The 23,401-nt window shown below is 43.6% G+C and carries 14 protein-coding genes; 9 read left to right on the plus strand and 5 right to left on the minus strand.

All coding sequences use genetic code 11. The features are described from left to right. Positions 1 to 272: 272 nt before the first annotated feature. The 4 genes from H524_RS14710 (at position 273) to H524_RS0106885 (ending at position 7,257) form a co-directional block, all read left to right on the plus strand. Positions 273 to 2,096, plus strand: a complete 1,824-nt coding sequence (locus tag H524_RS14710) for a sulfatase-like hydrolase/transferase (protein WP_052338959.1) — start codon at positions 273 to 275, stop codon at positions 2,094 to 2,096. Between the two features lie 346 nt (positions 2,097 to 2,442). Further along, positions 2,443 to 4,836: a hypothetical protein gene (locus tag H524_RS0106875; protein ID WP_044121690.1), complete on the plus strand. Its 2,394-nt coding sequence runs from the start codon at positions 2,443 to 2,445 to the stop codon at positions 4,834 to 4,836. Positions 4,837 to 4,854: 18 nt separating this feature from the next. Further along, on the plus strand, positions 4,855 to 5,835 hold the full coding sequence (locus H524_RS16520) for a 3-deoxy-D-manno-octulosonic acid kinase (RefSeq protein ID WP_052338960.1): 981 nt from the start codon (positions 4,855 to 4,857) through the stop codon (positions 5,833 to 5,835). A gap of 876 nt (positions 5,836 to 6,711) precedes the next feature. Further along, positions 6,712 to 7,257 (plus strand): NAD(P)H-dependent oxidoreductase, encoded by a 546-nt coding sequence (locus H524_RS0106885; protein WP_027939693.1) that lies wholly within the window; start codon positions 6,712 to 6,714, stop codon positions 7,255 to 7,257. A 163-nt stretch (positions 7,258 to 7,420) separates the two neighbouring features. On the opposite strand, the gene H524_RS0106890 is transcribed toward H524_RS0106885, so the two are convergent. Together H524_RS0106890 and waaF are read right to left on the minus strand one after the other, a co-directional pair. Then, complete coding sequence (locus tag H524_RS0106890) at positions 7,421 to 8,704, minus strand: 3-deoxy-D-manno-octulosonic acid transferase (protein WP_027939694.1); 1,284 nt, start codon at positions 8,702 to 8,704, stop codon at positions 7,421 to 7,423. A 75-nt stretch (positions 8,705 to 8,779) separates the two neighbouring features. Next, complete coding sequence (waaF, locus tag H524_RS0106895; RefSeq protein WP_044121691.1) at positions 8,780 to 9,856, minus strand: lipopolysaccharide heptosyltransferase II; 1,077 nt, start codon at positions 9,854 to 9,856, stop codon at positions 8,780 to 8,782. Positions 9,857 to 10,391: 535 nt separating this feature from the next. Here waaF and rfaD point away from each other — a divergent pair. Together rfaD and H524_RS0106905 are read left to right on the plus strand one after the other, a co-directional pair. Beyond that, positions 10,392 to 11,357 (plus strand): ADP-glyceromanno-heptose 6-epimerase, encoded by a 966-nt coding sequence (gene rfaD, locus H524_RS0106900; protein ID WP_027939696.1) that lies wholly within the window; start codon positions 10,392 to 10,394, stop codon positions 11,355 to 11,357. Then, positions 11,336 to 12,235: a rhomboid family intramembrane serine protease gene (locus H524_RS0106905; RefSeq protein ID WP_027939697.1), complete on the plus strand. Its 900-nt coding sequence runs from the start codon at positions 11,336 to 11,338 to the stop codon at positions 12,233 to 12,235. Before rfaD ends, H524_RS0106905 begins: the two co-directional genes overlap by 22 nt. A 186-nt stretch (positions 12,236 to 12,421) precedes the next feature. On the opposite strand, the gene H524_RS14720 is transcribed toward H524_RS0106905, so the two are convergent. Further along, positions 12,422 to 13,006 (minus strand): flagellar basal body-associated FliL family protein, encoded by a 585-nt coding sequence (locus H524_RS14720; RefSeq protein ID WP_052338961.1) that lies wholly within the window; start codon positions 13,004 to 13,006, stop codon positions 12,422 to 12,424. A gap of 379 nt (positions 13,007 to 13,385) precedes the next feature. Continuing rightward, positions 13,386 to 16,079, minus strand: coding sequence for a glycerol-3-phosphate 1-O-acyltransferase PlsB (gene plsB, locus H524_RS14725; protein WP_052338962.1), 2,694 nt, complete (start codon positions 16,077 to 16,079; stop codon positions 13,386 to 13,388). A gap of 883 nt (positions 16,080 to 16,962) precedes the next feature. On the opposite strand from plsB, the gene H524_RS14730 reads away from it, so the two are divergent. Both H524_RS14730 and H524_RS14735 read left to right on the plus strand, forming a co-directional pair. After that, a complete protein-coding gene (locus tag H524_RS14730; RefSeq protein WP_245580448.1) occupies positions 16,963 to 18,372 on the plus strand; it encodes a cation diffusion facilitator family transporter in 1,410 nt (469 codons plus the stop codon). A gap of 406 nt (positions 18,373 to 18,778) precedes the next feature. Next, the gene (locus H524_RS14735) at positions 18,779 to 20,929 is read left to right on the plus strand and encodes a PTS fructose transporter subunit IIABC (protein WP_052338963.1); all 2,151 of its coding nucleotides are present in this window, start codon (positions 18,779 to 18,781) and stop codon (positions 20,927 to 20,929) included. A gap of 204 nt (positions 20,930 to 21,133) precedes the next feature. Here H524_RS14735 and H524_RS16525 read toward each other — a convergent pair whose 3' ends face one another. Continuing rightward, positions 21,134 to 22,780 (minus strand): flavodoxin, encoded by a 1,647-nt coding sequence (locus H524_RS16525; RefSeq protein ID WP_052338964.1) that lies wholly within the window; start codon positions 22,778 to 22,780, stop codon positions 21,134 to 21,136. A 366-nt stretch (positions 22,781 to 23,146) separates the two neighbouring features. On the opposite strand from H524_RS16525, the gene H524_RS0106935 reads away from it, so the two are divergent. Continuing rightward, on the plus strand, positions 23,147 to 23,401 hold a 255-nt coding region (locus H524_RS0106935), incomplete at its 3' end, for a transposase (RefSeq protein WP_027939698.1).

The raw sequence follows: 23,401 nt of genomic DNA on the forward strand, positions 1-23,401 counted from the left end.
TTTTCCTCAAGCTTACTGCCCCGTTGTATATCAATATAAGATTTCTTGCAGGTGTTTAGCTAAAGGAGCAAAAGCGTGTTTTAGTCAGCTTTTCCCATTATAAGGCACATGCTTTTTTCTCATTATTGAATAATCATCGTGTGCTAGAATGATACATTTGTGACCATTTTAAGCAGTGGTTTTAGCTTATTCTTGTGCTTTTGGCATGTCTTATTCTTTGCTTGCAATAAAGTTTTGTGCAAGCACTTAGATCCTATGCAGGTAGGTGCCTTGTGAAGAAAAGTTTTTTAAGCGTGGTGTGGATTGCGATTCTTAATCTGCCTTTAGCCTTATATATCGGAAACGCTTATGCACCAGATAATTCTTCTTCACCATGGTTTGCTATAGGAACATTCTACTTTGCCTCTATCGGGCACTTCTTCTTATGCTTTTTTATATCTTCATTAGTACTCATTGCACCGGCACTAGTAGTTAAAAAGACCCTCAGTAAGTATCGTTATGCCTATGCAGTCACTATAGTGTCATTGCTGAACATCATACTTGCAACTGATGCCAAAGTTTTTGAGCTGTATCGCTTCCATCTCAATTGGTCCATACTCGATATATTCTTGAATACCAATGGTGAAGTGATTTCCTTATCTAATCAAACCTGGGCTTCAATTGCGCTTCAAGCTCTCGTATGCATTCTTTATTCTCTAGCATCTACAGCTGCGGCCATCTTACTTGGCTTTAAGATCGTAAAGACCCGCTATTTTGTTATTCCTTTTTTGATCATGTATGCACTAGCTAATCTAGCTCATGCATATGGCAATGCTAAGCAACTCTTGCCTGTTGCCGAGATACAAAATCGTCTGCCTTTTTACAAGCCTTTAACGATGAACTCCTTTATGCTCAAGGTAGGTCTCATTAGCAAAGAAGACTTTGATCGCAGCCCGCTTGAAATTAGCGAGAACGGCGTACTTGATTATCCTAAGCATGATCTTATGTATCTTAAGAATGCGAGATCGCCGTACAATGTGCTGCTTATTACTGTAGATAGCTTACGTAAGGATGTGTTCACGCAAGAGAACATGCCTCACACTTATGCCTACGCTAACAACGCTTATAAGTTTAATAATCACTACTCAGCGTCAAACGCTACACGCGGCGGTATCTTTGGTCTGTTTTATGGCCTGCCGCCTTCATACTGGACAGCTGCCTTAAGAAGTGCTACTCCATCGATTATTACCAAGGTAGTTTTAGATCGTAATTACGCCTACGGTATTTTTACCTCAGCTAATCTCTATAGACCAGAGTTTAACACTACAGTGTTTGCCCAAGTGCCAAACTTACGCACTGACTCACGCGGCAATAATGCCGTGGAGCGAGATCTAGCTGCTATGGATGACTTTAATACTTTCCTTGGTTCTTTAAAGAATGATCAGAAGTTCTTCTCTTTTGTCTACCTTGATAATGTTCACCATTATCAAACTCCATTAGGCGAGGAGAGACCATTCACGCCAACTGTTGAAAGCGTCAATCACATGGATCTTAATGACGATACCGATCCACAGCCGATCTTTAATATGTATCGTAACTCTGTCTACTATGCTGACAAGAATATCGCTAAGATCTTAAAGATGTTAGAAGAGCATGGTTATGCCGATAACACTATTGTTATCATTACCTCAGATCATGGTGAGGAGTTTAACGATAACAAGCAAAACTTCTGGGGCCACAATAGTAATTTTACCGACGTACAGACTAAGATCCCTCTTATCATTAAGTGGCCAGGTTTAGGCGGAGCTGAGGTAGATAAGCTCACCTCAGCCTACGATATAACTGCTACATTGCTGCCACGTGTCTTTGGTGTACGCAACAACATCTCTGACTTCTCAATTGGTGAAGATTTATTCTCAGAACGATCTACAAAGTACGTTTTAGTTGGCTCACAACTTGAAAATGCCATCATTGAAGATGATCGTATCGTGCTCATTAATAAGCTCGGTATGCTCGATTTCAAAGATAAACAGTACAAGACAGCTAAAGATCAGACGCGTGATACTTTCTTGTTTGATGCTATAGGACAAATGTCGGACTACTTTAAACGAGAGTAATTTACTTTATAGCCATAGTAGTGAGGTGCTTATCGTACCATTGCTCAATGGCTTTCAAATACTTTTTGTTTAGATAAAACAACTTGAGCTTAAGCCATTTATGTAGCACTAGTGCCCATAGACAAAATAGGATGCCCAAAAGAGCATCACATATGCATTCATGATCTTGCAAAGTACTTTGCATGCTAAAGAGCTACAAAGTGTCCATACAGGTTATGAGTTCATAGTACAAGGCCTCAGTCATCATCTTTGATGTGATAGATGAACTAGCTTTTAGTGATCAGTTTGCAATTAATGGAGATACCGCCGTCCTTGTGAATATTCTCGTAGGGGTGGCTTACTTTTTATGAAGCATGTAGAAAGGCTAAATGCCGTAGATTATCTGTTCTTGCTATTGATTATCTTGGCTTTTGCAGCTGTATCTTGGTTCTATCAGATCAATCAGAGCTTTAACCACGATCAATTGCAAATGCTGCTTAAAGGATACTATGCAGCATTTAACAGCACTTATTTACCTTTTGGTAATGAGTCAGGCATCATGGGTAACGTGCCAGGTATGCTTAGCTCCTGGTTAATGGGTTTCCCTCTTCAGGTGTACATGCATCCTTATGCACCGGCGGTTTTTCAGACTCTGATTCGTGCTATAGGCATTGTGATCTTTGCTAATGCACTCTCTTTACTGTTTACTAGACGCGTGGTGCTTTTAGGCACTTTCTTATTTGCACTCAGCCCATGGACTTTATATCAGTCCATGCTTTATAGCCCAGCCTATCTAACCTTCTGTGCACCGCTGGTTTTAAACTGTCTGTTGCGTCTACGCTATGACTATCATGATCATTACCATGATAAGAACTCACGCCATCGCGTGTTTCCTTCTTTCTTCTTGATCATTGCCTTTGGCATGATAGTGCAGCTGCACTTTTCCTGGCCGGTTTTAGTAGTTGGCGCTCTCATATTATGGCTGCGTCGAGACATCAAAGTAAGCTACCTTGGTCTCGGTCTGGGCTTGTTAGTAATAGCCATTTCTTTATTGCCATACATTCAAGAAGTAATAAGCAATCCAAACCTTCTTAACCATGCAGATGCCTCAGCTCAAGATGGTTATTTTGGTTATGGCTTATTGCATGTATATCCGCTCTTTAAGGGTCTGCTTTACTGGCTTAGATTTGCCTCTTTTTCTGTTAGTGAACAGGCAATTATTCCTAAGATCGCAGATGATTACTCTTTAGCTATAGTCATTTTGTGCTGGGCGTGGATTATCCTCTCTCAGGCCTTTGGCGTGATCTCAGCGATCATCGCTGCCTATGGTAATCTCTTTGCGCTAAGCGGAGCTAAGGCCGGAACTGATGTTGCTAAGTCCCAATTTATTCGTGGTCTTACCATCAGCTTCATGCTTGCAGTGATCATTGCATCTGCAGCAAGCTCAGAGGTTGTAAACTCCTCACACATTGCACTAGTACTTCCTTTTGCTCTGATCCCGCTGCTTGCGTGGTTGTCAGCTAATCATAAGTATCTCAAGGTGTACTTCATTGCATCATTAGTATTCTTTATCTGTGCTAATGCAGTGGCATCTTTAAAGTCCGATAAGTTTGATTACTTCAATAGCTTTGACGAGGGCTTGTATACAGACTGTTTAACCGCATTTACTAAAGAGCAGTGTGAGCTTTTCTCAGGCTCTCTGAGTGTAGCTACAAAGTTAGAGCTGCAAGCTAACTATAAGTTCGATGCAGCAATCTATGATCGCATCATCAAGGGCTTAATTCCGCTACCTGATGGCTCATTAAAGCCTGTAGAAAACTTCACCATCCCATTGTTAGGCGATGAGGAGTCTAGTTTAGACACAGCATCAAGCGTAGATAAGGCATCGACAAGCGCTGATCCTTCTTACGCTGAAGCGTTATCGAATAATGCTGATGAAAGCGCAACTGCAGCAGCTACATCAGACTCAGGTACAAGCTCAAGCGATGCACAGTCTGAAAGTGACCAAGCTAAGGCAACTGCAGCTGATGCAAATGCTAATGAGGCAAAGCAAGATGCCTCATCTAAGGATGTAGCTGCCGCTACTGATAAGCAAGCTACTGACAAGCAGCCTGCAGACAAACAAGCTGCAGGCAAACAAGCTGCCGCAGCAGAGGCAAAAGCCTTAGAAGAAACTAAAGCCACTGCCGCTGATGCTAAGGAGTCAGAGGCTAAGGCCCAGGCAGAAGGCAGCGATAAGGCCACCAAGGATGCTGATAGCAAGGCTGAAACTGAGGAGAAGACTGCTGCTCAAAGCAAGGCCGCAACTGAGGCTGCAGCAAGTGGTGAGGCTAAAGATGAAAGCTCTAAGGCTGTTGCTAGTGACAAGCCTTTAGTTAAGCAGCTTAAGCTTAGTGAGAGCGCTCTTATTAAAGCGCTGCCTACTTTAGCTGATGATATTCGAAGCAAAGCTAATCTAAAAAAGAGTGCATCTGAGAGCAAGCTAGAGATAGCTGATAAGAGACAATCTTCAGCTCAAATTAACTCAGATGGCAAAGAATCTGCAGCAAATGAGAAGATAGTAACTTCTAACACAAATAATGTTGCCACACAAAGTCCAAAGAACAATGACTCATCTAGAGGAACTGTTAGTGTTGTGAGGGCCGATGAGCCTATTGTAAATTCGTCTTATGCACCAGCATTTAAGCAAGATCAAGATGCTAAGACGGGGGTAATTATTGATGCCGGAAGCGGTGACTCTGGCGAGCTAATCATCAACTAGATTTTGGAGCAGCAAATCATGGATAGATATCTTTATGATGAGAGTCATTTATCACGCACTTTAAGCTTCAATCGACGTGATGAGGGCGAGATCAATTTCTTAGTTGATCCAAAGAGTGGCTATAACGCGAGCACTACATTTGAAGCATTAAATCGCTACTTTAGCCAAGAGTTTATCGATACTAATGGCTATAACATCTCAAACAAGGGTGGTAGAGGCCAGACCATTTTGTACACCTTAGATTATGTGAAGGCGGCAAAACTCTTTGGCCCTGCACGTGATTTTGAAATTGAGATGGAACGTGCTCGTGACAAGGCTCGTAAAGAGCGTGGTCTTGAGTCTTATATGGCTGTACCAGATGTCACAATTGATGATGCCGAGCAAAGCTTCTCATTGTGCATGCGTCATTACTTCCGTGGCGGTTTTATTGGCAAGTTTATGACCGATGGCTTTTTCCGTATGGATAAAAACGCCATGCGTGCACGCTTAGAGTTTGAACTTACCGCCAAGCTCTACCGCTTAGGACTGCCAGTGCCTCGTCCTTTAATTGCCCGTGAGCAGGTGGGGTCAATTTGGATTAAGAATGACATTGTCGTTGAGCAGATTCCTAATACCAAGAATATTGCTGAGATCTTAGAGCAAGGTGAACTTACTCAAGGTCAGATGCGTAAGATCGGCATGATGTTACGCCGCTTCTTTGATGCAGGCTTGATGCACACTGATCTGAATATTCGCAATATTCTCATTGATAATGAGGATCAGTGCTTCTTAATCGACTTTGATAAGTGCGAGATTCGTGCAAATCTGTCTAAGTCAGATGAAAGGAGTATGCTCTCAAGACTAGAGCGCTCCTTTAATAAGGAAAAAGAGCACAAAAACCTCGAGTCATTAGATGTCGATCTCATCATGACTTTGATTCGCAAATCTGCTGAGAGCACCGAGGAAGATGCTCAGGCAAATGAGTCTTTAAGTAGCGATGATGAGTCACGTGTTGACTAAGTAAAAGCCATCATGCGGCCATGTCGGTTGTCTAAGTAAAAGCTACCATGCGGCCATGTCGGTTGTCTAAGTAAAAGCTACCATGTGGTTGACTAAGTAAAAGCTACCATGCAGCCATGTGGTTGACTAAGTAAAAGCCATCATGCGGCCATGTGGCTGACTAAGGCAAAGCTATCATGCGGCCATGTGGTTGATTAAGGCAAAGGTAAGCAGTTTGTAGGTTGGGGCTTGCCTAAGTCTAAGTTAAACATGTTTTTCGCTATCAAGAGCTTATGTTTAGGTGCATTAGTGATGCTATTGGGGCCAATGGTTTGCATCGTTGTGAGCGCTTATCTTCTATAAGATTGTTACTTTGAGTGCCATTTCTTGATTAAAATGCCCAATTAGGGCGTAATCTAGGCCCTTTTCGTGCGGTTTTCTTTGATCGGAAACCCAAAAAACGCTACAATCATCAATATCATTGTCACAGTACATTTTTTAGTACAGATAGCTAATCGTAAGGTGTTAGTGACTCTTGTGTAGCTAATAGTAAAGATACTTTTACACTATCCATAGATAAGACTAATGCTTATGAGTAGCAAAGTGATTAGCAGTGCATCATGTTGATGTACTTGTGGTGACCGTTGGAAGACAGATTTGGCCACAGCTTAAATTGGTCATGAAATTGGCTCTGTGCTGAGTAAGTTGCTAATTAAGTTGCAGTGTGCGCATTAAGCTTTGCTCTAAGCAAGATGTTCTGGCAGTTTTACTACTGCGGTGCATTAAACGGCAGCCACCGAAAACTTTAGCACCTCTGGTTTTAGAGGCGCTGTTCCCGAACCTAGAAAGGAGTAAGCCGTTGTCTATGACTTAAGTCATTTTCACGGCGTATTACCAATGAAAACTTTAATTATTGTTGATCACCCATTTTACGATCAGTCAGTGGTTAACCGTCGTTGGGTTGACGAAGTACGTAAGTACCCTGAAGAGTTTGTACTTCACAACCTGCAAAGCTCCTACCCTAGAAGCTCCATCGATCATGTTTTAGAGCATTCAATTATTGATAACAATGGCAGCATTGTTTTTCAGTTCCCAATGTTCTGGTTTAACAGCCCTCCAATGTTAAAGCAGTGGGTCGACTCAGTATTAACCCCAGGGTGGGCATTTGCTGGCGGTCGTCATCTGCAGGGTCGTAAGTTTGCATTTGCTGTAACTGCAGGTGCTAGTGCTGACGTATATGAGCAGGGTGGTGTTCCTGGTGTGAGCGTAGAAGAGTACTTAAACTCCTACATCAACTCATTTAAGTACTGTGGTGCTGAGTATGCTGGCACTTATGTGTTCTACAATGCAAAGCCAGTTAATGGTAACCTCGATATGACTGAGGTTGCAGAGAGCGCACGTAACTACGTAGAGTTCCTGCGTACTGTAAAGGCAGACAAATAAGTCAGAGCTAAGCAGTAACAAGATTTTGCGTACACCGCTAACAAAAAGCCCAGCTTAATGCTGGGCTTTTTGTTGGGCGCAAACTAAAGCGCCATTAATGGCCTCAGTAAACTAGGCTCTTATTAGTGTAGGCATGCATTGATATTTAAGCGCCAAGGCTATTTTATGAGCGTAGGCACTCTTCGATGGCATCAAGGGTCTTGTTCACGGCACCGCGACCTTGCTGCTGAATATCAAAGGCGGTCATACCGCTCTTTAACATTAGATCAGGGTCATTTAAGAACATCTTGCAGATGTTATATAGACGACGATGGTCGTTAGCTACAAAGGCAGCGCCATGCTCAATGAGATTTTCAAACTGCTCGGTAAAGTTGTAATAGTATGGGCCAGTAATAATTGGCAAGGAGAAATAGGCAGGCTCTAGTGGGTTATGGCCACCAATATCAATAAAGCTACCGCCCATTACTACGATATCGCACATGCCTAAATAAAACTCAATCTCACCCATGGTATTGCCGATGAGAATGTCATGGCTAAAATCGCTTAGATCAGAGTTAAGGTGAGTTCTTAAAGCATAGGAACCACTGATATCATCTAAAAAGTTCTCAGCGCGTGATACGCCAGACTGATGGCGTGGTACAAGCACTAAGCGCAGATTAGGGAATTTTGACTGTAGAGAGTAGAAGGTCTCAATAATCATGGACTCTTCACCCTCGTGAGTCGAGATCGCGCCTACATACTGTAGATCAGGCTTAAGATTATGAATGGCACGTGCACGTCTAAAGAGAGGCTCATTAGGCGTTAAATCATACTTAAGCGAGCCTGCGGTAATAATCCTATCGTCGCTTACTCCAATACGTCTAAAGCGCTCAGCATCGTCCTTGGTTTGGCAAATCACTTTGCTTAGGCGATTGGCGATGATATCGCGAGTGATCACCTTGTGCTTTTCATACTTATGGCAGGTCTTTTCTGGCATACGGGCATTAAAGACACTGACTTTAGTTTTGAATAGCTTTGAAAAGCTGAGCATGCTTGGCCACAGCTCAGTCTCCATAATAAAGAGATTCTTTGGCCTAAAGTTCTTATAAAACAACCACACACATAAAGGACAATCAAGCGGCGCGTATACGTGAGTAATGCCATCAATCTTTAAAATCTCTTTCGCGCCAGTGGTTGTGGTGGTAGTAACTAAGATAGGCAGCTTAGGGTGGCGTTTAACAAAAGCGGTGATTAAAGGTCGAGCAGCGATAGCCTCGCCCACACTCACTGTATGAAACCAAATACAGTTACGTAGCCCGGTCTTATACAAGCCTAAAAGCTCAAATACACGTGAGCCATAGCCAGGATCTTTACGTTTCTTCCACACAAGAAACAGCAGACCTGGTAGCACCACTAAGGTGGTTGCCACATAGTAAAAGAATAAGAATAGTCGAGATCTAATAGACATAGGGCAAACTACGTTGACTTACACCTTCAAGTGTTTAGAAGGGGCAGTTGGTTGCTGTTTGTTTGGTTTAATTTCTTAGCTTGTGCTTTTGCAAGCTATGGTATTGCTCTTGGCAATAACTTCTTCAAGTTTAGTTATGACCATGTCAGGTGTGAGTTCTTTAAGGCACGCGTAGGTATCGAACTTACAAGTACGCTTAAAACATGGATGACATGGCTGAGTAGACTCTACACATGCTGCTATCTCAGATAGCGGCGGGGTATAGCCTGTGGACGTGGAGCCAAAGATACATACTTGTGGCACATTGGCAGCTGCTACAGTATGCATCAGACCAGAGTCATTACATACTGCTGCAGATGATGCGCCAATTACATCTAGGACCTCAGTAAGGGAGGTCATGCCACAGATGTCTTTGTAATTATCAAGGTAAGTTTCGTTAATCTCTTTAAGGTGCTTAGCAATGAGCTCGGTGGTTGGCTTATCTTTTTGTGACCCAGGGGCGACAACACAATAGCCTTTGCCGATAAAGTGAGCACTAACTTTGGCAAAGTACTCCGCTGGCCAGAGCTTAGCAGGTCCATAGTTAGCACCGCAGCCTAAGACCAATAATGGTCTGTCTAAACTTAAGTTTAGGCGCTCAAGAAGCTCATCACTTGGCTTTTTAACCTCAAGGGATGGGTAGTCAAACGCAGGTAGGCTCTTATCATCGACCACATTCTTATCATCAATATAAGCAAGAGCTACATAACGTGCACTCATACGCTGATATGAAGTTTTGTCCTTAATCATCTTATTTAATAAGAGATAGCGGGACTCTCCTTTTAGGCCAATACGCTCTTTAATACCTGCAAAGAATGGTACTAGTGCTGATTTTAGCGAGTTGGGTAACACATAGGCCTTATCAAAGCCCATAGCTTTAAGCTTTTTGCCCTCGCTATAGCGTCCTGCAAGATCAAGACTGCCGTGAGCAAAAGGATTAGTGATGATGCTGTCGACCTCTTTCATGCGTTCAATAATCACATGCGCATAGGCAGGAGCATACATGGTGATCTGACAGTCTGGATCCTGTCTTTTTAATGTTTTAAGAAGACTTTGCGACATGATGATGTCACCTAGCCAAGCAGGAGATACGACTAAAATGCTCTTAGCCATGAGTAATCCAATCTAAAGTCAAAACCACAATGCCACAACAGATAAGATCTTCAATGATTTGTCTAAGTTTTAGCAATTACAATGAAGAGACTTACTACTAACAAATTGCACATCACAATATATAACAGCAATCCACTTAGTTTAGCAGCATTTGTTCAAGGTGTCCTATCAGGACAATGTAGTTTTGAGAAAGTTCACTGTATAGATGGCCTTGATGGTCATAGCCATAACTTTCAGTGCAGCTAGGCCTTTGCTGTTGTGCTTTACTGATGTAAATCATGTGCGGGCGCTTATGACAAACGCCGTTTATTTTTCATAAGTTTGTCCATTTGTGAGAACATTGATCCAATATGAGATACAAATGGCTTGCATAGTGCTTTTTAGATCAACGACAATAGTAAGATGCTAGTGAAGCTTATGCCTAATTTCATAATCTTTATATGGTGTGTGGCTTTTTAGTAGATTTTTTCGATCAAATAGTCTTAGCGTAGGTAGCAACTCATTGGTTGACCGCAAGGCTTAACAGGAGCTTGATATGATCATCGTAACTGGTGGTGCCGGCTTTATCGGTAGCAATATTGTCAAATTGCTAAATGATCGCGGTCGTCGTGACATTCTGGTAGTAGATAACCTCAAGGATGGTCACAAGTTTGTGAACCTCGTTGATCTGAATATTGCTGACTACATGGACAAGGAAGACTTCTTTAAGCTCTTTACTAATGAAGAGGCTTTTGACAAGAAGTACGGTTGTGCCAATATCGATGCCATCTTCCATGAGGGTGCATGCTCTGCTACTACTGAGTGGGACGGCAAGTATGTAATGAAGAATAACTACGAGTACACAGTCGAGCTCTTTGAGTTTGCCACTGCCCATCGTATTCCATTCTTATATGCTTCTTCTGCAGCTACTTACGGCGACAAGACCGATTTTAAAGAGGGTCGTGAGTACGAGGGCCCACTGAACGTATATGGCTACTCTAAGTTCTTATTTGATGAGTACTTAAGAGAGAGAATGTCCTCATTAAAGTCTCAGGTAGTTGGCTTTAGATACTTCAATGTTTATGGTCCACGTGAGGGTCATAAGGGCTCTATGGCCTCTGTTGCATTCCATCTGAACAATCAGATGTTACGTGGCGAAAATCCTAAGCTCTTTGAGGGTACTGATGGCTATGAAAATGGTGGTCATACCCGTGACTTCGTCTATGTTGAGGATGTGGCTAAGGTTAACTTATGGTTCTTTGAGCACCAAGGTCCATCAGGCATCTATAACTGTGGTACTGGTCGTGCCGAGCCTTTCTTAAACATAGCTAAAGCAGTAATTGAGCATCATGGCCACGGTGAGGTGGAGTTTATCCCATTCCCAGAGCACTTAAAGGGCCACTATCAGAGCTTTACTCAGGCTGACCTGACTAACTTACGTGCTTCAGGTTGTGATGTGCAGTTCAAGACTGTAGCTGAAGGCGTAGCAGAGTACATGAAATGGCTGAATTCAAAGAGATAGACGACATTAATTTCCCATACGAGGCTGGCTTAATTAAAGACCGAGCTCAGGCTTTAACTTTTGCTGACTATCTGAACTCCAAGGGTATCAAAGCTGTGGCTAAGCCTGGCTTTGGCTCAAGTTACGCTATCTATGTGCGTAACGAGTCAGATGTCTCCAAAGTAAAAATTGAGCTCTTGCACTTCATGAATAGCCCCTTTGCCAAAGAATACAATAAGGCTGCATGGGCTAGTGGTCGTACCGTTAAGCGTGAGCGTACACAAGGACAAGGTACCCTTGGCTTTATGATGGGCAATTATGCCTGGAATCCTTTTACTCTCACTTCTGTAATTGAGATCATCTGTATTGCCATTTATCTTGTGATGCTGCTGTCTAATTTAGAGCCTTATCTGTTAGGCACTCTAAGCTGGACTTCATTAGCTCAGATTACTGAAGGTGGCGAGGTATGGAGAGTTATCAGCCCAATTTTCCTCCACTTTGGTATCTTGCATATCGCCTTTAACCTCGTGATGTTTGAGGCTTTTGCCCGCAATATCGAGCGTTTTTTAGGCACATTTAAGCTTTTAGGCTTAGTGCTTGCCATGGCCGTATTTTCTAATGCGGTGCAGCTGCTCTTCCAAGACGGCATGCATGTCTACGGCGGTATGTCAGGTGTGGTTTACGGCGTGATTGGCTATATGGGTATTCTCTCAAGACGAGAGGACATCCCAGAGGGCTTACGTATTCCAAACGGTCTGCTGCTCGTGAGCGTTATCTTTATTGGCTTTGGCTTCTTCTTAAGCGGTATGGCCAACTTTGCTCATGTAGGCGGCTTAGTGGTAGGTCTGCTTGCAGGTCTGATTGATCTCAAAGGCAAGCTTCGCTTGAAAGAAGCTTAGAGCTTAAGGTCAAGGCTAAAGCTTGCCAAAGCCTTTTAGTTGCCACATGCATGCAGTATGTGGCAGTCATTAAAAAAGCGCCAATGCTCATAGAGCAGGCGCTTTTTTTATGCCTGTCGGCATATAAAGTCAATATCGTGTTGATATGAAAAGATCTTGTCTCAAGGTACAAGATCTTCATTACAACTACTGATAGATGTAGTTAGTAAAGAGCAGATCCTGAATAACAGGGCCACCCTTCTTGTTAGCTAAAATATCAGCAACGCGGGCACGGCACTCAGCTCTTAATGCCTCACGACCAGCTGCAGTAGCAATAGCGTTGTACTCTTTAGCACCGATGATAGTTAAGATTGCGTCACGGATTAAAGCATCGTGCTCGGTGAGCAGAGGCAGATCGTTAGCGTCCTTAACCATGACGTTTACGTGTACACGTAAGTAGTGCATACGGCCAGAGCCATTGCTAGCTAAGTTAGTAGTAAAGTCAGGAGTAATGTCGTAGTAACCAATCTCTGGGGCAATCGCATCAGCTAAAGCCTGAGCAGGGTCTTGAGCCTCAGCATTGATATCGATTGGTTGATGTGAGCGTGGATCGTCTGCGGCGATAGCTGTAACTGATGAGCCTAACAGCAGCATGCCAGTAGCGGCAGCGAGCAAAAACTTGTGGTTCATTGCAAATTGTTCCTGAATTACAACAGCATCAAGCAGGCAGCGTTCAGCTGCCGTGTGATACTGAGCGGCAGCTGCCCAACTAAAGGCAGGCTTGCCCTGCATGAAGCAGGATTAACTTCTCTAATGATACCAAGGCATTTATGCCTTGATCATCTGAAGTGGCTGAAAGCGCAGTTTCAGCAGAAAACTTGTCTTCTTCTAACTTAAAAGAAGAGTATATGGCGTCAAAATATTGTGATATTTACGCCAATTATCAATTCTCTTGCAAGATCCGTTCTTAGTTTGGGCAGATGATGAATTTGCCTAAGCTAAGGTTAAATAGTGCAAGATAAAATGGGCCTAATACAAACAGACCTCATCAATATAATAACGCACTGTAATGCTATCAGATCATAAGGCAATGCGCATCTATGCATTTCACACAACTAAGATAAGAGCTAAAACTGCACCATCTTAGGAAAGCAAATAATGGCGTTAAATCCTAGGACTTGGCGTCTTTGTCATCAAGAAACTCAGATACTGACTGCATCTTATCCTCACAAGCAGCCGCACCGCTCTCAATTTTGTCCTCAGAGATAGCTGCACCATGAGTTTTATTTTCTGCCTTTGCTGAATCGTTACTTATGATAGGTCTCTCATCAGCTGTAGCAGATACAGCCTCTGCCACAGGGGTGAGTTTAGCGGCAGACTCAGCTTGCGCAGCTTTGGCAGCTTCGCGGCCTAGCACATTGTGTGACTTGATGTTCTCAATCTCAGTTTTAAGATGGCGTACTAACTTGGCTGCGAGCAGCGGCTCAGCAGCCTGGGCTAGTTTTACGATCTTATTATGCTCTGGGATGATGGTGCCATTTTCACTGTAGCTAAAATAACTGTGACGCACAAAGGTATCACACATGATGTTAAACATGATGGGGTCAGCAAACTCAGGAGAGTTATTAGTGACCTCAGCTGGCACTTCCTTACACAGATCGACACAAGCAGTAACAAAGTCATTCTTAGTTAATGTGCCGTCGTTGATTTGGCGTAGCAAGGTTACAGCGATTAGATAGCGTACGAGGTTTAAGCGAATGGAGTTAGAAAGAATTAAGAGCTCCTCATAGCCATCACCAGACAGTGCGAGCATGTTATGGTCAAGATCAAGGATGTAACCACCCTTAACAAAGACATTGATGTATTTGTTAATGAAGCTGTCGAGCTCGTCTTCAGTAATTGGAGTAAACAGCTCGTGCTTTAAGAAGTAGAACAATGAGCGGGTGTGTGAGATTACATTGGCACGGCTGATATGACCGTTACGAATGATGACGCTTGCAATGAGAGCAGGTAGTGCTACTAAGTGCAGAATATTGTTCTGGAAGTAAGTAAGCTGCAGAGTCTGACCACGACTTGGGCGTACAAACTTCATATCCTCACCGACGTCATAGACGCGGAATTTCTTAAGCTCTAAAGCCTGAGCAATGATAGTGTCGAGACTGCCTGAAGGCATGAGACCCTTACGACGCTCATCGCAAGAGAGAACTAGCAAGTAAAGCTTCAGACAGCGTTTTAGCATATTGATACTGAGAGTATGGTCAGCATCACCAATGATAGCTAAGGCGCACAGGTTAATAGCATTAACTGAAGCTGAGTCATTGAGCTTGATGATGATCTCGTGTGAGAGCTGATTTACGGTGTCGTAAAGCCACTCAGGACGTGAATTGCCAGTAGGATCAATATAGTCATGCCAGTTTGGTACATGCTTATTGAGGAATCGAGGCACAATCACAGGCTCGCCAAAGGTTACATAGCCACGGCCGTAATAGCGTAAACGCTTAAAGATGCCGAACAGGCCTTTGATGCTCTCTTTCTTCTTAGCCGCACCCTCAAGCTCATGCATGTATGAGCCTACTTCCATTACGTGCTCATAACCAAGATAAGTTGGGATGAAGGCAATAGGACGTTCAATACCACGTAGCTGAGCTTGTACGGTCATGGACACCATGCCAGTTCTTGGTGGCAGGGTGCGTCCAGTACGAGAACGACCACCCTCGATAAAGAACTCGGTAGCATAGCCGCGCTCAAAGAGTACTGATAAGTACTCACGAAATAAGGCAGTGTAGAAAGTATCACCCTTCATTTTGCGGCGAATGAAGTATGAGCCACAACGACGGATGATTTGTCCTACTGGGAAGAAGTTTAAGTTATCGCCAGATGCTACCTGAGGGATAGGCAGGCCCTCATGGAAAATAGCAAAGAGCAATAAGATGTAGTCCATGTGCGAGCGGTGACATGGAATGTAGATGATCTCATAGCCGTTTTGCACAAGGTTACGAACTTTATTCGCGCCTACAATGCTCTGACCATGGTAGATGCGCTTCCATATGAGGGAAATGATGGTGTTGAAAAAGCGCAGCAGCGGATAACGAGTGTCTGCGACCATGATATCGAAGATCTCGTAAGCTTTCTTTTCAAGCTCCTCTTTGCTCTTGCCATCTTTCTCCATCGCCTCAGCAATCGCACTTTGCGTGCCTTGTCTTTGGACAAGTTCATGCAAAAGTCGCGAGCGATTTGGAAATGGTCTGCCTACGATGGTACGGGCTTTACGTAAAAAGTGTAGAGCTACAAGACGGTTTAGAATAATCTTGCGCAGGATATAGTCGCCCACACTCTTGAGGCGTTCTTCTAAATAAAAAGCTGAACAAGGCTCAGAGATGATGGTGCAGTTATCGCGACCTGCAAAGGTAAGAGTTAAAAACTTACGCCACACAGGGGTAGCTAAGTCAATGCCTCGAATAGCCTCACCTTCAATACTAGGGTCTCGTGACCAAAGCACAGAAATAGGAATGATCTGCAGGTCTTCATTAATCTCACGCGAGGCTGCAAACCATTGAAAGATAGTGCCGCTAATGTCACGGGCTCGTCCTGTGGAGCCAAAGAAAGTAGGGTCACGCAAGTAGGCAGTGCGAGGCAGTTTCTTTTGACCAATCACAATATCTTCAAATGGGGATGGCCAGCCTAATTGCTTAGTCAGGCGCTCCACGGTCAGCATGTTGCCTACAGAGGATGACACCATGATGTAGACAATTTGCTTGTTAGGATCGATTTTAATGTGCTTTAACGGCTCAAAAGGGATTGGTTCACATGTAGCAGTGATACGAATCGGCCAGTAAAACAGTGCACGCAAAAAGCGATTGACCATAACAGCCCCCGTAACTCGTTGGTTACTTTAAAGATAATTGCTAAGTCGTGATATATCATCACGCCAAACTAACCATATATTGTGTGCAATTGATGATAGTTCTTAGCGTGATTTGTACCAAAAACCTTTTCTTTCATCATCCTTATGCTCACAGCTAGACACTGATGGTTAAAACCAACAAGTGTTATAAAGGCCCATGACTGTCAGTACGTAGCCTTAAAGGCAATAGACAGCAGTGGCATATTAACTACTCTACTATGTATGGTGGCAAAAGTTAGCCCTAAACACTTAGCTATAGTAACTTTCAGCTGCTTTTTAGTCACGCCTCACACTTTTTTCATGCCCTTGCCCAATAAGATTTCATCTAATCCCAAGCTAGTTTGTGCAAATCCGACCTGTCATGGGGCAATTAACAGCAAGTGCGCAAAGGCAACGCAATTGGACAATCCCTTAACAGAGTCTAGAAGCTGAATTTTTGTGGGGCTTAAAAGGCAAGAATATACGTAAAGGATAGTGTTATGGTTGCGCTTTAATAAGCCATGAGTCTATAGCGAGCAAGGTAGCTTGTTTAGTTTGTCTCATAGCATGATGAGAGTGCAAAATCGGCTTATAATAAGGAGATAGAACTTTAAGAGCGCTACGGCGCTTTTTTTGTTAACACATCATATGCTTATCGGTATATGTGGCTAATCCTAGAATATGAGCGTTCATGCTTTTAAGGGAGTAGCTTTGTTAAAGAGCATGGGATGTGCTCATGCCTAGTTAGACATGGGATAAGGCAGCAAGATGTTAGTTGTTGTTATGCTGTCTTGTGAATATGGTATTAGACCAAATGTGGTTTACCAATAAGAACTAAACCAAATACTCAGAGACAACTTAAACTATGCTCAATGATACTAAAGAGACTGTAGGCGCTATACAAAGTGTAGCTCCTGCAGATGCTAGTAAAGCCTCAGCACCAGAGGCGGTCTCGAACAATGCAGCCGATGCAAGTGTTAAGGATACTAATACTAGTAGCGATTCATTACAGCGAGATAAAAACCGCGTCGTTATTCTAAGAACAGCGTCTCCAGATGGTACACATACTCATGAGTGCTGCTGTACTCCAGAGCAAATGAAGCTGTGCATGAATCATCAGGATTTTGAGCGTCCAGTAGGCTGCCCAGGTACTGATAGTCCTGACTGTCCTATTCATTTGTCTGATAATGAAAATCAAGTATCAGGCTCATGCTGTGGCGCTGCGAAAGAAAAAGAAGAGCCTAAAGAGCTCAAGGGTACATACAAGCGCTTAGTGATTTTAGCCGGTGTCGCATCCGTAGCTACAGCTATCATCCTTATTGTGATGAAGTTTGGCGTATGGTTAGTCTCAGGTTCAAGCTCCATCTTAGCTTCTCTCACTGACTCGCTTATCGATTTGAGTGCCTCCTTTATCAATCTGTTGGCTCTGCGTTATGCACTCTCACCAGCTGATGACAAGCACCGCTTTGGTCACTATAAGGCAGAGGCTTTAGCATCCTTGTCACAAGCTGCCTTCATCGGTGGTTCGGCGCTATTGCTGATCTTCAATGGCTTTGATAGAACCATTAACCCTGTGAAGATTGGTTATATAGATATTGCTATCTACGTGTCGATAGCCTCCATTGTCGTCACGATTATGCTGACTATGTTCCAAGGCTATGTGTGCAAGGTGACTAAGAGTGAGGCAATTGAGGCCGATCGCTTCCACTATTTATCCGATGTGGGTTTAAACCTCAGTGTTATCTTATCCTTAGTCTTATCTAAGATGGGTTATGACTGGGCTGATGGTGTGGTCACTATTCTTTTAGGCTTATACATCATGCACAGCTCCTACCACATTGGGCATACTGCAATTGGTACTCTTCTCGATAAGTCTTTAAGTGTAGAAGATCACTCCAAGATCATCCGTGCGATTTTATCCGTTGAGGGTATTGATTCATTCCATGATTTACGTACCCGTAAGGCAGGTCCTCAGATCTATATTCAGTGCCATATCGTGCTCGACAGAACTATGAGCTTCCAGAGAGCTCATGATATTGCTGATGAGGCTGAGCACAATATCCGCCGCTTCTTTGAGGATGCTGACATAACTCTGCATATGGAGCCTGATCAGGCAGCAACATTTAAGGATATTACCTTTATTGATAGCCAGTTCTGTCAGGTGCCTCGTGGCTACTACAACTCAGATGCAGATAAGAACAAAGAAAGTGCATCTGTTAAAAGTGATACTGATGAACAGCATGCAGATAGCACCTCAGCAGCTGTTAAGGCATAGCTATTTAGTTCTGATTAGCGCTTGTGCATTAAGCACAAGCGTTAATCAAGCTTCATAAGCTCAGGGGGCTGCCATTATCTCTTCATAGTTTAGAGATATGAGGCAGCCCCCTTTGCTTTATGTGCTCACTAGAGACTTAGTTATGTGAGATAGCCTCTAGATGAGCATTTTGCCCATCTAGTAGCACTACATACTAATCTCTTATCAGTAATGCCTTGACACATGATGATAGAATAGACTCTATCAATAAGTTATTAGCCTAGGATCAAGACGTTTAGGCTAGTACTTGTAGATACTTACAACCGTTGGCAGCTAACAGGTATATAGTCTGTAGGTGACGCATTATCCGTCTCTAAATGAGTTGTTTGCGTCTTTGCTTTTTGGAAAGTAATTGAAAGGTAGATGTATGCGGATCCGCGATCTTTTGGATAGGCATTCTGTATGTTTAGATGCCAATCCGGTAAGTAAGGAAGCTGCTATTTCTAAGCTAGTTGAGATCATGGCCGAAACTGGCTGTATTAGTGATATCAACCGCTTTTGTGAAGCAGTTTTTGATCGCGAGCGTAGCAGCTCAACAGGTCTTGGTGAGGGCATTGCTATTCCTCATGCTAAGAGCGATGCCGTAATTCGCACTGGACTAGCTGCCATGGTCGTCCCTGATGGTGTCGACTTTGATTCTGTAGATGGCGAGCCAGTACATCTCATCTTCATGATCGCCTCTCCTCATCAGGCATCAGATGCCCATATCGATGTTTTAGCTAGATTATCTACTCTGCTTATGGATGAGGGCTTTCGTCATCATGTGCTTGAGGCAAAAACACCTGATGAGTTTTTAGATATCATCGATAAGGCAGAGTCTGTTGAGGATAAGAAAGAGGAAGAAGAGCAAAGCCAAAACGAAGATCAAGCAGAGCACCAAGAGAACAAGGTCAAGTACGATATTGTTGCAGTAACTGCATGCCCTGCTGGTCTGTCACATACTTATATGGCGGCCGAATCTTTAGAGCATAAAGCTAAAGAGATGGGCATTTCCATCAAGGTTGAAGCTGATGGTGCCGCAGGTAATCGCAATAGCCTCTTGCCAGAGGATATTGCTTCAGCCAAGGCCGTTATTGTTGCTGCAGATCGTGCTGTTGATATTGATCGATTCCTTGGCAAGCGCATGGTGCGTTCGGGTGTTATCGATGGCGTGCATCGACCTGAGATGCTACTTAAACAAGCGCTCGATCCAAATTGCCCGGTGTATAAGGCAGGCTCATCATCTCATGAGTCTTATAACCTGCCAATGAAGCTCTACCGCCATCTGATGAGCGGTTTAACCTATATTCTGCCACTGGCTGCTACTGCAGGTATCTTGTCAGCTGTGGCTCGCTTAGAGTTGGTTAAGACCAGCAGCTTAGGTCTATTTTTAGATTCAATTAGTTACAGTATCGGTACCTTGCTCTTTCCTGTACTTAGTGCCTTTATTGCCTTCTCTATGGCAGGACGTATGGCTCTAGTAGCAGGATTTACTGGTGGTGTTATGGCCGATATGGCAGGCGCTGGCGTGATAGGAGCGCTGTTAAATGGCTTTGTGGGTGGAGGCGTGGCCTTTGTGGTGGCGCGAATAGCCCAACGCTTCTTAAAAGGCCATGATGCTATGTTCGCCTTGCTGGTCTATCCATTAGCGGGCGCTGTATTCACGACCTTAATTGCTCAGTTTATAACCAATATCCCGGCGGCACTGATAGACAACCTTATAAATGATCTGCTCCTTGAGGCAGATACGATAGTGTTGGTTGCACTAGGTGCAATCCTTGCGGCCATGATGTCAGCAGATATGGGAGGTCCATTCAATAAGATTGCCTACGCTAGTGGTGTGCTCTTACTTGCTGATTGTTTACCAGAAACCGGCCCTGGCTCATTAGTGATGGGTGCAGTTATGGCTGGCGGTATGGTGCCACCAATGGCTGCAGGTGTTGCTGCTCGCTTCATTGGTCGACATAGCTTCAATAAACAAGAATACGATGGCGCTTACCGAGCTATATTCAAGGGTATGCTCTTTATTACCGAAGGTGTAATCCCTTATTTAGCTTCATCTCAAAGATTACGTATTGCTTGTATTTGCGGATCTGCCGTTGCAGGTGCCTTAAGCATGTACTTCCGCTGCGGTATTTGCGCTCCTCATGGTGGCGTGTTCCTCTTCCCAATCGCAGTTAATAGCATGCTTTATATGCTATCGATTCTCAGCGGTGTCCTAGTAGGTGCTATTTTATTTGCGTTGCTACGTCCTCGTCTTACTGAAGAGGAGTGTAAAGAGCGCAACTTTAGCATGCGTAAAGCAAAAAGCGCCTTAGAGATCGTCTCAGAAGATGACAGCACTGTAGATAAGAGCACAGCAGCTCAAGACAATGGCAGCGCCCTGACAAATGAGGCTACAGAGTCATCTAATCAAGCTGCAACTCCTTCCCAAGCAGCAGATCCATCCCAAGGTGCTGCTCCACAGGATAAAGCTAAGGGCTCAAACGTCACTCAAGTGGATGCAACAAAGCCTGAAAATGCCCAGGTTTTACCATAGAGTAATCTGTTAGATTCAAGCTATTAGTAGCTCAGAGTTGCTCTGAGCCTATGAAAAAGGCCGTTACTGTCTGTCTCAATCAAACAGTAACGGCCTTTTTGCTTTGCAGCGCAATTATCTAGGCTTATCAATTACTATGCGGTACAACTATCTAGGCTTATCAATTACTATGCGGTACAACTATCTTGTTTGCACGCAGTTTTGCTACTCAAACTCTTTAGAAAGCTCGGTTAAGAAGGTGCGTATCTTACTGCGCATGTTGCTTTCGTTCTTGCACTCTTCTTTAGAGATGAGTAAGCCCTTGCTATAGACACTAGCATTAGGCTCGATGGTTGCGATGGTGTCTGTAGTGCCTGAAAACTTATCTTTTTCGTATAAGCACACTGGAACAATGATCTTATCTGACAGGTCGTATTTGGCTAAGAAGCTGTAAATTGCACCTGGCATGTTACCCCACCAATTAGGGTAGCAAAGATATATAACTGAGTACTCATCAATGTTTAAAAGGACATCGTCAGTAAGCTCTGGATACTCGCTATTGCTGAGCTCATCAAAAGACATAGAGTAGAGCTTAGATACGTTGTCTGGATAGGTAGTGACAGTAGCTACCTTAAAGAGCTGGGCACCACTTTCTTTGCTGAGCGTATTGGCTATGTAATCCATCGCTGGCTCTGATACATCTTGGAAAGTATCCTGATCTTGGTACTTAACTTGTGTAGCACCGCTAAGCGAGTCAATCTTAAGCTTGCTAAGATCAGCATCCTTTCTTAAATTGATCTTGGTGGAGCTAACCGGAGCTGAGAAGTAGATAACAACAGCCTTTTCGCTAAACATATTTGGCAAGTAGATTTTATAGTTGCCAGAGATGGAGGCAATGGCATCATCAACTTGCTGCTCTCTTTCCTTTATTGCTCTTTCATAGGCTGCTTTATCCTCAGCAGTACGACTCTTAGTAATGTCGCGTACTTTATCTGCAAGGCTCTGTGGCTTTTGCGCAATGCTCTGACCTTCTGAAAGCACACTTTCAGATAACTCATCCTTTTCTACAGCAGCAGTGGCAAACTTATCCTCACCTGAGGACTTGCTCTTAGCCTCATTAATCGCTGCAGATTCTTTATTGCTTGTCTTGCCCTGAGCATCCTTGCCATCTGTCTTAGACTCAGCAGCCTTTACCTTATCAGACTCTTTGTTATTAGCATCTGAATCGTTGACCTTATCTGATGCTTTGTCTTGTGCCTTGTTTGAGTCTTTGGCCTTGGCCTTAGTATCTACTGCATTGGCCTTATCTGAGTCTTTGCCTTGTGCCTTAGTATCTGCTTTGTTGGCCTTATCTGAATCTTGGTCTTGTGCCTTGGTATCTGCTGTATTGGCCTTATCTGAGTCTTTGCCTTGTGCCTTGGTATCTGCTGTGTTGGTCTTATCTGAATCTTTGGCGTTGGCCTTAGTATCTGCTGTATTGGTCTTATCTGAGTCTTTGGCGTTGGCCTTAGTATCTGCTGTGTTGGCCTTATCTGAGTCTTTGGCGTTGGCCTTAGTATCTGCTGTGTTGGCCTTATCTGAGTCTTTGTCTTGTGCCTTGGTATCTGCTGTGTTGGCCTTGTCGGAGTCTTTGTTCTTGGCCTTAGTATCAGCTTTTGAGACCTTGTCTGAGGAGTTGTGGCTATCACTGTCATTAGATGATGTGATTGAGTCGACCTTTGCAGCCGCGTCTTTTGTTGAGACTTTGTTCTTGTTAACGACGGACACGGATTGCTCACTAGTAAACAGCCAGAACGGAGTGCTGACGGCAAAGATGGCGCACAGCAAACCAGTGGCTGTTAGAAGTTTTTTGGCTGAAGGTGACTTAGGCATAAGATTAAGCAGTGATGAATCAGTTTAGGCGCTTGTTAGTGCTGTAACTAAATGGGCTTGAGACTATGGGTCATAGTGTCAAAAGCACGTTTAGCAAGCATACTAGATATTACAAAATCATGAAAGTGCACAAACAATGCCGTCTTAGCCATTCCAATGTCTATGCGATTAATTTGATCAACTACGTCAAATTTAAGGTGTGCAAGGTGATCATTTTTTACTCTTGTGGTCTATAACGATATGTGTGCGTCATCTTTGTAGATCGCACTAGTTACCCTATGTGTTAATCTAGTTTTCAAGATGACCTTTTGGTTTCACCTTACGAAACTATTATAATAGGGCGGATTTCCTTGTGAGGTTTTCCCTATGACTTTTTCCAATGAGTTTCGCGTTAAGGTTGTTACTGATGCACTCTCAGGCAAGCAGGTAAATGAAGTGGCCAAAGAGCATTGTGTATCTGATCAGTCAGTACGCAACTGGCTCGCTGACCCCCAAATTCTTGCTACAGCCATGTCTGTTAGCAAAGATGCTGCTTCTCAAGAAGATCTGAAATCTTCTGCTCCAGGCACTCTCACCGATGAAGGTGCTCTCGCGCTGTATTTGTTGTCTAGAATCGAGGGT

The organism is Anaerobiospirillum succiniciproducens DSM 6400 (assembly GCF_000482845.1).
GTDB lineage: Bacteria > Pseudomonadota > Gammaproteobacteria > Enterobacterales > Succinivibrionaceae > Anaerobiospirillum > Anaerobiospirillum succiniciproducens.